The sequence below is a fragment of the Variovorax atrisoli genome (assembly GCF_014195185.1).
Classification (GTDB): Bacteria; Pseudomonadota; Gammaproteobacteria; order Burkholderiales; family Burkholderiaceae_C; genus Variovorax; species Variovorax atrisoli.
On record NZ_JACIBG010000010.1, the window covers coordinates 278,660 to 288,994 of the forward strand.

10 protein-coding genes are annotated in these 10,335 nt (G+C 67.5%); 9 read left to right on the forward strand and 1 reads right to left on the reverse strand.

The window, feature by feature from the left end; genetic code table 11:
- The first annotated feature begins 12 nt into the window (after nt 1-12).
- Together FHY06_RS30285 and FHY06_RS30290 are read left to right on the forward strand one after the other, a co-directional pair.
- Entirely contained in the window at nt 13-1,659 is a 1,647-nt protein-coding gene (locus FHY06_RS30285; protein ID WP_409327477.1) for a tannase/feruloyl esterase family alpha/beta hydrolase, read from the forward strand.
- 396 nt (nt 1,660-2,055) lie between these two features.
- Nucleotides 2,056-2,394 (forward strand): hypothetical protein, encoded by a 339-nt coding sequence (locus FHY06_RS30290; protein ID WP_311733753.1) that lies wholly within the window; start codon nt 2,056-2,058, stop codon nt 2,392-2,394.
- A gap of 24 nt (nt 2,395-2,418) precedes the next feature.
- Here the strand turns inward: FHY06_RS30290 and FHY06_RS30295 are convergent, their stop codons facing one another.
- Nucleotides 2,419-4,119 carry a magnesium transporter CorA family protein gene (locus tag FHY06_RS30295; protein ID WP_184607265.1) on the reverse strand — a complete coding sequence of 567 codons (1,701 nt, stop codon included), beginning with the start codon at nt 4,117-4,119 and terminating at the stop codon, nt 2,419-2,421.
- 144 nt (nt 4,120-4,263) lie between these two features.
- On the opposite strand from FHY06_RS30295, the gene FHY06_RS30300 reads away from it, so the two are divergent.
- From FHY06_RS30300 to FHY06_RS30330, 7 genes are all read left to right on the forward strand, one after another.
- On the forward strand, nt 4,264-4,935 hold the full coding sequence (locus tag FHY06_RS30300) for an amino acid ABC transporter permease (protein ID WP_019656003.1): 672 nt from the start codon (nt 4,264-4,266) through the stop codon (nt 4,933-4,935).
- Between the two features lie 39 nt (nt 4,936-4,974).
- Nucleotides 4,975-5,628 (forward strand): amino acid ABC transporter permease, encoded by a 654-nt coding sequence (locus FHY06_RS30305; protein ID WP_184607266.1) that lies wholly within the window; start codon nt 4,975-4,977, stop codon nt 5,626-5,628.
- Between the two features lie 62 nt (nt 5,629-5,690).
- Complete coding sequence (locus tag FHY06_RS30310) at nt 5,691-6,488, forward strand: transporter substrate-binding domain-containing protein (protein WP_126184896.1); 798 nt, start codon at nt 5,691-5,693, stop codon at nt 6,486-6,488.
- 137 nt (nt 6,489-6,625) lie between these two features.
- Entirely contained in the window at nt 6,626-7,381 is a 756-nt protein-coding gene (locus FHY06_RS30315) for an amino acid ABC transporter ATP-binding protein (protein WP_126184895.1), read from the forward strand.
- A gap of 11 nt (nt 7,382-7,392) precedes the next feature.
- Entirely contained in the window at nt 7,393-8,136 is a 744-nt protein-coding gene (locus tag FHY06_RS30320; RefSeq protein ID WP_184607267.1) for a sugar phosphate isomerase/epimerase family protein, read from the forward strand.
- Nucleotides 8,137-8,152: 16 nt separating this feature from the next.
- Complete coding sequence (locus FHY06_RS30325; protein ID WP_132800663.1) at nt 8,153-9,106, forward strand: sugar kinase; 954 nt, start codon at nt 8,153-8,155, stop codon at nt 9,104-9,106.
- A 5-nt stretch (nt 9,107-9,111) separates the two neighbouring features.
- Entirely contained in the window at nt 9,112-10,101 is a 990-nt protein-coding gene (locus FHY06_RS30330; RefSeq protein WP_184607268.1) for a 2-hydroxyacid dehydrogenase, read from the forward strand.
- Nucleotides 10,102-10,335: the final 234 nt, after the last annotated feature.

Here is a 10,335-nt window from a genome sequence, read left to right on the forward strand (position 1 = left end):
AACGGCAATCCCGTGACGCCTCCTCCCGACAATCCGGCGCCGCCCGTGGAGACACTGCCCGTGCTTGGCGCGGCCACTGGCGCGGCGCTCATCGATTGCGCCTCGCTTGCCGGCTTCACCTTTGCCAACACGACGATCACTGCAGCCAATTCGATCGCCGCCGGCACCCTGAGCGTCGCGGGCAAGCCGGTGGGGGCGCATTGCCAGGTGCGCGGATCGATGTATCAGCGCACGAGCCCGGTCGACGGGCAGAGCTATGCGATCGGCTTCGAGATGCGTTTGCCGGTGAACTGGAACGGGCGCTACTTCTACCAGGCCAACGGAGGCCTCGACGGCAGCATCGGCACTGCCACCGGGCCGGTGGGCGGAGGCGGCGTTCTGGACAACGCCCTGAACAAGGGCTTCGCCGTGATCAGTTCCGACGCGGGGCACCAGGCGCCCACGCCATTCTTCGGCATCGATCCGCAGGCTCGCCTCGACTACGGCTACCAGGCCGTCGGCAAGCTCACGCCGATGGCCAAGGCGCTGATCGCGTCGGCCTACGGAAAGGGCCCGGACCGCTCCTACATCGGCGGCTGCTCCAACGGCGGGCGCCACACGATGGTTGCCATGTCGCGCTACGCGGACGACTACGACGGCTTCCTGGTGGGCGACCCCGGCTTCCGCCTCCCCCTCGCGGCCTCCGCAAACATCGTCGGCGCCCAGAACTACAACGCCCTGGCAACCACCCCCGGCGATCCGGGCACGGGCTTCACGCTCGCCGAACGTACCCTGGTCTCCAACGCAGTCCTTGCCAAGTGCGACGCCCTCGATGGCACGACCGACGGCATCGTGCAGGACACCGGCGCATGCCAGGCGGCCTTCTCGCTCGACCGCGACGTTCCCACCTGCAGCGGCTCGCGCGACGGGACATGCCTTTCGGCCGACCAGAAGCTTCGCATCGGGCAGCTCTTCGCGGGTGCGCTCGACGGCGGCGGGAAGAAGTTCTATGCGAGCTTCCCCTTCGATGCGGGCCTGAACACGACCGGCTGGTCGTCGTGGAAGTTCTCGAATTCATTGAACCTCGATTCGGGCGCGGTCGCCTTCGTCTGGCAGGTGCCGCCTGAAAACACGGTCGGCTTCAATGGGCCCAACTTCACGCTCACGGCCAACATCGATTCGATACTCGCGAAGATCACCTCGACCAACGGGCTCTATACCGAGAACTCGCTTTCGTTCATGACGCCGCCGAATCCGACCGACCTGAGCCGCTTGAAGAAGCGCGGCGCCAAGGTCATGGCCTACCACGGAACGAGCGACCCTATCTTCTCGAGCGACGACACGCAGCACTGGTATGACCAGCTGGCCGTGGCCAACGGCGGCGATGCCTCCAACTTCGCACGCTTCTATCGGGTGCCCGGAATGAACCACTGCTCCGGCGGGCCGACCACCGACCAGTTCGACATGCTCGCACCGCTCGTCAACTGGGTGGAGAAGGGCGAGGCCGCCGATTCCGTCCTTGCTTCGGCGCGCGGTGCAGGCAACGCGGGTGGCGTGAACGGGGATGTGCCCGCGGGCTGGTCACCCACCCGCACCCGGCCGCTCTGCGCCTACCCGAAGGTCGCGCGTTACAAGGGCACGGGCGATATCGAGAAGGCCGAGAGTTTCAGCTGCCAATGAAAGGCTTTTGAGGCTGGCTTGAACTCCAGCCTGTCGTTCGACCGCGTGGCGATGCAGTGCGAATCTTGTAGATCGTTAGCCACGCCGTTGCGACGAACACCGGGCCGAACCACTCGGTCGTGAGCGAACTGCGTGGCTATACTGCGCCCGTCACGCCGAACAAGGCGTGATCGGGTTTGACAGCCTGAAGCAATCTCTGCGACGTGAGCCGCAGTTTCCCGCAGGATCTGCGGCTTTTTCGTTCGCGCCTCCAGTTTTGGCGGCTCGGATGGGAGGGCTCGCGCCCTGCCGGTTTCTCGCAAGAGGTTGCCCGGTCTGTCAACCCGTCCGAGCTGCCGCCCTTGTTTGACAGCGAGAGCAGCAGTTTTTGCAAATCGCAACCTCTGGAGGTCGTCCGTGACCAAGCCTGCTCGCGTGCCCAAGCACCCGCCGAAAACCGATACCGCTTCAATGCCGAAGTCGGCCCATCCCCATTCAAATGCCGAATCGGTTGCCCTGCAAGCAGGCGATGACATCGAGAGCATTCGCCAAGTGCACAGCGCCTACGTATGCCTCGAAAAGCTCGTCGTTCCGATGCAGGTGGATGAGCGTGAGGAGATCTATCCGACCCGATCCGAACTCGGCGCACTGTTCCGCGTGGTCAATGAGGAAATGCAACGGCGAATCGAAGCCGCGGACAGCACCATCGGCTCTTTGCGCGATGCTCTGAGCAAGCAGGTCCGCGAACCTCATTGATGACCGGCTCGGGGCAGGCACTGGTCAATCCGCCCCCGAGCGCCACACCTTCGCCAGCGCCGCCAGCTTGCCCCTGAACCCCAGCCTGTCGTTCGACAGTGCATCGATGAAGTCGGAGAGCCGCTGCGACTTCACCATCGTGTAGATCGTGAGCCAGGTCGTCGCGACGAACACCACGCCGAACCACACGGCCTTTCGCCACAGCGGCGCCTCGGCCTCGGCCAGCAGGTTCATGCCGAGGAAGCCGGTGGTGATGGTGCCGATGAGACCGAAGAGGGTGACCACGGTGAGCCGCACCACGGTGGCGGCCTGGCGGCGCAGGCTGTCGGCGTCGAGGTACGTGTTCATGTCGGCGATGCGCGCCTTGACCTCGTCGTAGAGCGGATCGAGCCCCAGGTGCGTGGCGCACATGTGGGAGAGGGCGCGCACCTGCGCCTGCTCCGAGATCTCGTGGAACCAGTAGCGGTGCGTGAAGCGCAGGAAGCGCTCGAAGCTCGCGCGGATGGCGCGCTTGAACTGCTTCACGCTCGGCGTGCTGCGGATGTCCAGCCGCTTGAGCGCCTCCACCAGCTGGTCGGAGAACATCAGCAGCGAGGCCTTCTGGAAGTGCGCGATGAGGAACAGCAGGAAGTGCTGGTGCCTGAACTGCGCGAGCACGCCGCGGTCGCGGCAGCAGAAGAACTCCGAGCGCGCGTCGCCCACCACGATGAGCGCATGGCCGTTGCACAGGTAGCGCGTGTTGGGCGCCGCGCCGGCGTTCACCCAGAAGCGGTCGTAGCAGTACTTGTGCTCGAAGTCGGCGAGGTGGTGCTCCGCATACGGAAGATGCGCCTCGCTGGTGCCCGAGCCCACGCCGGTGACGAGCGCGAGCCGAACGAAGTCGTCGCGCCTGAGGCTGCGCGGGTCGTCGAGCGACAGATAGGCCATGACCGGCATGCGGTAGTACTCGATCTGTCGGTAGCGCAGCACGCCTGCGTCTTCGGAATGATCGCTCACCAGCGGCTGCATCAGATAGGCCCAGTGCGCGGCGATGCGCGGCGCGCGGTGCTGTGCCACGTGCGAGAGAAAGGCCTCGCGTTGCTGCGCGTCGGAGCTCGCGAGCACGCGGCCGTCGGCGCCCAGCCATTCGACGCTGGCCATGCAGTGCAGCGCCGAGCCGTCGGCCTCCCAGCCCGAGGGGTAGGCGCGGCCGAAGCGGTAGAGGATGTCCTGCGCCTGCGCGAGGCTCAGGTCGCTCGCGCCGACTTCGAGGTTGAGCATCACCACGTCGACGTCGAAGAAGAAGTACAGGTCGCAATGGATCACGTCGAGCGTGACCGGTGCATCGCCCGGCTTCGATACGAGGCGCACCGCGGCGACGTCGTGGCGGCGGAAGATGCGCATGGGCGAGTCGCCGTCGCTGTCGGTGCCGCCTTTGCGCGAACGCCCCTCGCCGTAGAGGAAGCGCTGCACGTACGGCAGGAAGCTCACGAACTCGTTGTAGTGGCGCTCGTGGAAGCGGCTGCTGTCGCCGGTGTATTCGTCGACTTCCTCCCGCCAGGGCGATGCGTCGCCCATCTCGCGCAGCACATGCCAGGGGCCGTGGTGGTGTCCGGGCTGCGCGCCCGGCGCGGGCATGAGGCGCAGCGGCCAGAGCAGCGCCTGCCTGAAATGCTGCACGGTGGGAGCGCTCGTGGAGAGCGCGTTCGCCTCTGAGGGGATGTCGGCCGCGGGTGGGTTCAGCATGACATTGAAGTAGGCAGAAGGTGGGACAAAACGACCACCTAGGGGAATCCCTATGAAATCCTGAAACCGGTTTCATATAAGCTGCAAGCATTGCTTTCAGGGTATGCGCGCGTCCGCGCCGCGCAGCTTCAGGGCCCGCCCACCATGAACTACCAGTTTCAATTCGACGCCGTCTTCGCCGCGTGGCCGCTGCTGCTCAAGGGCACGTGGATCACGATCCAGCTCTCGCTCGTTGCCACGGTGCTGGGGCTGGTGGTGGCCATCTTCTGCGCCTGGGGCAAGACCTCGGGGCCGGGCTGGCTGCGCTTCATCATCAATGCCTACATCGAGGTGATCCGCAACACGCCCTTCCTCGTGCAGCTGTTCTTTTTCTTCTTCGCGCTGCCGGCCATCGGGCTGCGCTGGTCGCCGCAGACGGCCGCGCTGGTGGCCATGGTGGTGAACCTGGGCGCCTACGCCACGGAAATCATCCGCGCGGGCATCGAGTCGATTCCCAAGGGGCAGATCGAGGCGGGCAGGGCGCTCAACCTCAAGCCCTGGGAGATCTTCCGCTTCGTCATCATCAAGCCGGCGCTCAAGGCCATCTACCCGGCGCTCACGAGCCAGTTCATCTTGCTGATGCTGAGCTCGGCGGTGGTGTCGGTCATCTCGGCCGACGACCTCACCTCGGTGGCCGCCAACCTGCAGTCGCAGACCTTCCGCAGCTTCGAGATCTACATCGTCGTGGCGGCCATCTATCTCGCGCTGGCACTGGCCTTCTCGGCCATGTTCAAGCTGATCTACAAGCGCACGCTCGACTATCCGGACCGCCGGTAATCCACCAGAGACAGAGACGACGGACGGAGCAAAAACACCATGCGCACCTTCGGCTTTCCCGAATTCCTTTTCATCCTCGAAGCGGCCAAGTGGACGCTCGCGCTGTCGGCCATCGCCTTCGTGGGCGGCGCGATCCTGGGCCTCGCCATCGCGTTGATGCGCACGTCGGAATCGACGTGGGCGCGGGGCATCTCGACCACCTTCATCCAGATCTTTCAGGGCACGCCGCTGCTGCTGCAACTGTTCCTGGTGTTCTTCGGCGCGCCTGTGCTGGGGCTGGACATCAACCCGTGGATCGCCGCCGGCGTCGCGCTCATCCTCAACAGCGGCGCCTTCCTCGGCGAGATCTGGCGCGGCTGCATCCAGGCCATTCCGCGCGGCCAGTGGGAGGCGGCGCAGGCGCTGAACCTCAGGTACTTCGACCGCATGCGCGACGTGGTGCTGCCGCAGGCCTTCAAGATCGCGCTCGCGCCCACCGTGGGCTACCTGGTGCAGATCATCAAGGGCACCTCGCTGGCGGCCATCATCGGCTTCGTCGAGGTCACGCGCGCAGGGCAGATCGTCAACAACGCCACCTTCCAGCCGCTCATCGTGTTCTCGGTGGTGGCGGCGATCTACTTCGCGATCTGCTGGCCGCTGTCGCTGCTGGCCGCGAGCATGGAGCGCAAGCGCGCCCGGGCCCTGACCCGCTGAACCCTTTCGGTTTTCTTCGTTTTTTCGTTCTTCGTTTCTCTTTCTTCATCAGGAGACATCCAATGACCCGTACCACCACCCGCCGCGTCGCGCTCGCAGCCCTCGGCCTCGGCGCCGCCCTCACCGTGTTCGCTCCCTTCGCCTCGGCGCAGAGCGTGGCCGACATCAAGAAGAAGGGCGAGATCACCATCGGCATGCTGGTCGACTTCCCGCCCTACGGCACCACCGACGCGAAGAACCAGCCCGACGGCTACGACGCCGACGTGGCCAAGCTGCTGGCCAAGGACTGGGGCGTGAAGGCCAACATCGTCCCCGTGACCGGTCCCAACCGCATTCCCTTCCTGCTGACCAACAAGGTCGACCTGCTGGTCGCTTCGCTGGCCATCACGCCCGAGCGCGCCAAGCAGGTGCAGTTCTCGCAGCCCTACGCGGCCGCCACCATCGTGCTGTACGGCGCGACCAAGACCCCCATCAAGGCCGCGGGCGACCTGAAGGGCCTGCGCGTGGGCGTGGCCCGCGCCTCCACCCAGGACGTGGCCGTGACCAAGGCCGCCCCCGAAGGCACAGAGATCCGCCGCTTCGACGACGACGCCTCGGCCATGCAGGCGCTCATCTCGGGCCAGGTCGACGCCATCGGCTGCTCGGTGACCGTGGCTGCGCAGATCGCCAAGCGCGTGCCTGCCAACACCTTCGAGAACAAGTTCACGCTGGTGCAGCAATCGATGGGCATCGCGATGCGCCCCGGCCAGGAAGAGCTGCACAAGGCAGTGAACGACTTCGTCCAGAAGAACACCGCCAACGGCGAACTGAACAAGCTCTACCAGAAGTGGCTGCAGGCCGACCTGCCGAAAATGAACTGACCACCAGGCTTCGCGCACTTCGTGTCGCTACGCCAACCCCCTTGCAGGGGGCAACACCTGCGGACCGGCAAGGCCGGTTCCGCGGTGTTTCTTGAGAAGGCGCAGGGCGCCCCACAGTGAGTATCGGAACAACGAGCATGACGACGGAATCGATCATCCGCATGGAAGCGGTCAACAAGTGGTACGGCGAATTCCAGGTGCTGACCGGCATCGACCTGAGCGTGCGCCAGGGCGAGCGCATCGTGATCTGCGGGCCTTCGGGCTCGGGCAAGTCCACGCTGATCCGCTGCATCAACCGGCTCGAGACGGTGCAGAAGGGCCGCATCGTGGTCGACGGCATCGACCTCACGGCCGGCGGCAAGAACGTCGATGCGGTGCGTGCCGAGGTGGGCATGGTGTTCCAGCAGTTCAACCTGTTCCCGCACCTCACCATCCTCGAGAACTGCACGCTGGCGCCGATGCGCTCGCGCGGCATGACGAAGGCGCAGGCAGAGGAGGTGGCGATGAAGTACCTCAAGCGCGTGCGCATTCCGGAGCAGGCCAACAAGTACCCCAGCCAGCTCTCGGGCGGCCAGCAGCAGCGCGTGGCGATCGCGCGGGCGCTGTGCATGGCGCCCAAGATCATGCTGTTCGACGAGCCCACCTCCGCGCTGGACCCCGAGATGGTCAAGGAAGTGCTCGACACCATGATCACGCTGGCCGAAGACGGCATGACCATGCTGTGCGTGACGCACGAGATGGGCTTCGCCCGCAGCGTGGCCGACCGCGTGATCTTCATGGCCGAAGGAAAGATCGTCGAGCAGGCGCCGCCGCAGGAGTTCTTCGGCAACCCGAAGGACGAGCGCACGCGTCAGTTCCTCGGCCAGATCCTGAGTTCGCACCAAAACCACTGACCTGCCCACTGATGTCCTTCGAGGTTCTCGTTTCCCTTTCGTCCTTCGGCGCGGCCGAGGTGGGGCGGCACGGCCAGCTCTGGTGCTCGCAGCTCTCTCGCGCGGCAGGCGCCGACTCGGTGGAAGTGCGCGGCGAGATGCTGCGCGACGCCGATTCGGAGCTGCCTGCGCTCAACGGTCTGGCTTCGGTCTACTCCAGCCCCGAGGGCTTGTGGGCCGAAGGCGGCTGGCTCGACAGCGCCGCGCTCAAGCGCGGCATCGCCGCGGCCAAGCGTGTGGGCGCGAAGCGGCTGAAGATGTCGATCGGCGACTTCCGGCCTTCATCGCACGGCTCCCTGTGGGGCCTCAAGGTGGAGCTGGCCGAAACCCGCGTCGAGCTCCTGATCGAGAACGACCAGACCGTGCGCGCCGGCACGCTGCCCGCGCTGCAGGCCTTCTTCGACGCGGCCGACCGCGCCGGCCTGACGCTGGGCATGACCTTCGACATGGGCAACTGGCACTGGCTCGGCGAGTGCCCGCTGCAGGCCGCGCAGGCGCTCGGCCATCGCGTGCGCTACGTGCATTGCAAGGGCGCGCAGCGTCTGCCGCACAAGTGGGTGGCGGTGCCGCTGGGCGATTCGGTCGCGCCGTGGCGCTCGGTGTTGCGCGCACTGCCGGCCGACGTGCCGCACGCCATCGAATACCCCCTGGTGGGCGACGACCTTGAGGCCGTCACCCGCGCACAGATCGATTTCATCCGCGCCGCGCGCGCATAAGCACACAAGAAAACACATGACGGAACCTGCTGCCTTCGACGTCGCGCTCTTCGGCGAGGCCATGCTGCTGCTGGTGGCCGACCGGCCCGGCCCGCTGGAAGACGCGCAATCGTTCTACAAGCGCACCGCCGGCGCCGAGACCAACGTGGCCATCGGCCTCTCGCGGCTCGGCCTCAAGGTGGGCTGGGCCAGCCGCCTCGGCACCGACTCCATGGGCCGCGCGCTGCTGGCCGCGATGCGCGCCGAGGGCATCGACTGCTCGCACGTGATCACCGATGCGACGCAGCGCACCGGCTTCCAGTTCAAGGGCCGCGTCACCGACGGCAGCGACCCGCCCATCGAATACCACCGCAAGGGCTCCGCCGCGAGCCACATGGGCCCGGCCGATGTCGACGAGGCATGGCTGCGCTCGGCGCGCCACCTGCACGCCACCGGCGTCTTCGCCGCCATCTCCGACACCAGCCTGCAGGCCGCGCTCAAGAGCATGGACGTGATGCGCGCCGCCGGCCGCACCATCTCCTTCGACACCAACCTGCGCCCGACCCTGTGGTCGTCCACCGAGACCATGCGCCACTGGGTCAACGAGCTCGCCGCGCGCGCCGACTGGGTGCTGCCCGGCATCGAGGAAGGCCTGCTGCTCACCGGCCACAGCAAGCCGGAAGACGTGGCGAAGTTCTACCGCGAGCGCGGCGCGAAGCTGGTGGTGGTCAAGCTCGGCGCCGAGGGCGCCTACTACGACAGCGACGTGGCCGGCACCGGCCGCATCGACGGGTTCCCGGTGAAGGAAGTGGTCGACACCGTGGGCGCCGGCGACGGCTTCGCGGCCGGCGTTGTGAGCGCATTGCTCGAGGGCCGCAGCGTGCCCGACGCCGTGCGCCGCGGCGCATGGATCGGCGCGCGCGCCGTGCAGGTGCTGGGCGACACCGAGGGCCTGCCGACGCGGGCGCAACTCGACGAAGCGGGGCTCTAAACGCCATGACGAACGCATCGAAGAAGAACGTCCTCGTCTTCCGTCCGCTGCCTCCGGACCAGCTCGCGCGCCTGCAGGCCGTGCACCATGTGGTGGTGGCCGATCCGCGCAAGGAGTCCGAGGCCTTTGCCGCCGCGCTGCGCACCGCGCACGGGCTCATCGGCTCCAGCCACCCGGTCGATGCCGCGCTGCTCGACGCCGCGCCTCAGCTCGAAGTGATTTCCAGCGTGTCGGTCGGCGTCGACAACTACCCGCTGGCCGAACTGCACAGGCGCGGCATCGTGCTGTGCCACACGCCCGACGTGCTCACCGAGACGGTGGCCGACACGGTGTTCGCGATCCTCATGGCCACGCAGCGCCGCGTGGTCGAGCTCTCGACCATGGTGCGCGAAGGCCGCTGGACCAGGAACATCGGCGAGGAACTCTTCGGCACCGACGTGCACGGCAAGACGCTGGGCATCCTCGGCTTCGGCCGCATCGGCCAGGCCGTGGCGCGCCGTGCGGCGCTGGGCTTCGGCATGCCGGTGCTGTACCACTCGCGCCGGCCGGTCGACCTGGCAACGCAGGCGCCCGAGCTGCAGGGCCGCGCCACGCACACGCCGCTGGACGACCTGCTCGCGCGTTCCGACATCGTGCTCGCGATGCTGCCGCTGACCGACGCCACGCGCGGCATGATCGACGCCGCCTTCTTCGCGCGCATGAAGCCCGGCGCCGCCTTCATCAACGGCGGCCGCGGCGCCACGGTGAACGAAGGGGCGCTGTTGAATGCGCTGGACCACGGCACGCTGCGCGCCGCCGGCCTCGACGTGTTCGCGAAGGAGCCGCTGCCTTTGGATTCGCCGCTGCGCACGCACCCGCGCGTGACGCCGCTGCCGCACATCGGCTCGGCCACGCACGAGACTCGGCATGCGATGGCCGAGCTGGCGACAACCAATCTGCTGCAGGTGCTGGCCGGCGAGAAGCCCACGGCGCCGTACGACACGGCAAGCGCATGACCTCCCTGTCTTGCTCCCTCTCCCCTTGGGGAGAGGGCTGGGGTGAGGGCAGGGGCTCTCGCGCAAGCGCCGCCTCCGCCACCGCCGTGGGGCCCCCCCCCCCCCCCCCCCCCCCCGCGGGGGGGGGGGGGGGGGGGCCGCGGCCGGCCCCCCCCCCCCCCCCCCCCCCCCCCCCCCCGCCCCCCCCCCCCCCCCCCCCCCCCCCCCCCCCCCCCCCCCCCCCCCCCCCCCCCC

Coding starts and splice junctions, on each gene's coding strand:
- FHY06_RS30295 (WP_184607265.1), bottom strand. CDS start 4,119: ATGCTGAACCCACCCGCGGCCGACATCCCCTCAGAGGCGAACGCGCTC.
- FHY06_RS30300 (WP_019656003.1), top strand. CDS start 4,264: ATGAACTACCAGTTTCAATTCGACGCCGTCTTCGCCGCGTGGCCGCTG.
- FHY06_RS30305 (WP_184607266.1), top strand. CDS start 4,975: ATGCGCACCTTCGGCTTTCCCGAATTCCTTTTCATCCTCGAAGCGGCC.
- FHY06_RS30310 (WP_126184896.1), top strand. CDS start 5,691: ATGACCCGTACCACCACCCGCCGCGTCGCGCTCGCAGCCCTCGGCCTC.
- FHY06_RS30315 (WP_126184895.1), top strand. CDS start 6,626: ATGACGACGGAATCGATCATCCGCATGGAAGCGGTCAACAAGTGGTAC.
- FHY06_RS30320 (WP_184607267.1), top strand. CDS start 7,393: ATGTCCTTCGAGGTTCTCGTTTCCCTTTCGTCCTTCGGCGCGGCCGAG.
- FHY06_RS30325 (WP_132800663.1), top strand. CDS start 8,153: ATGACGGAACCTGCTGCCTTCGACGTCGCGCTCTTCGGCGAGGCCATG.
- FHY06_RS30330 (WP_184607268.1), top strand. CDS start 9,112: ATGACGAACGCATCGAAGAAGAACGTCCTCGTCTTCCGTCCGCTGCCT.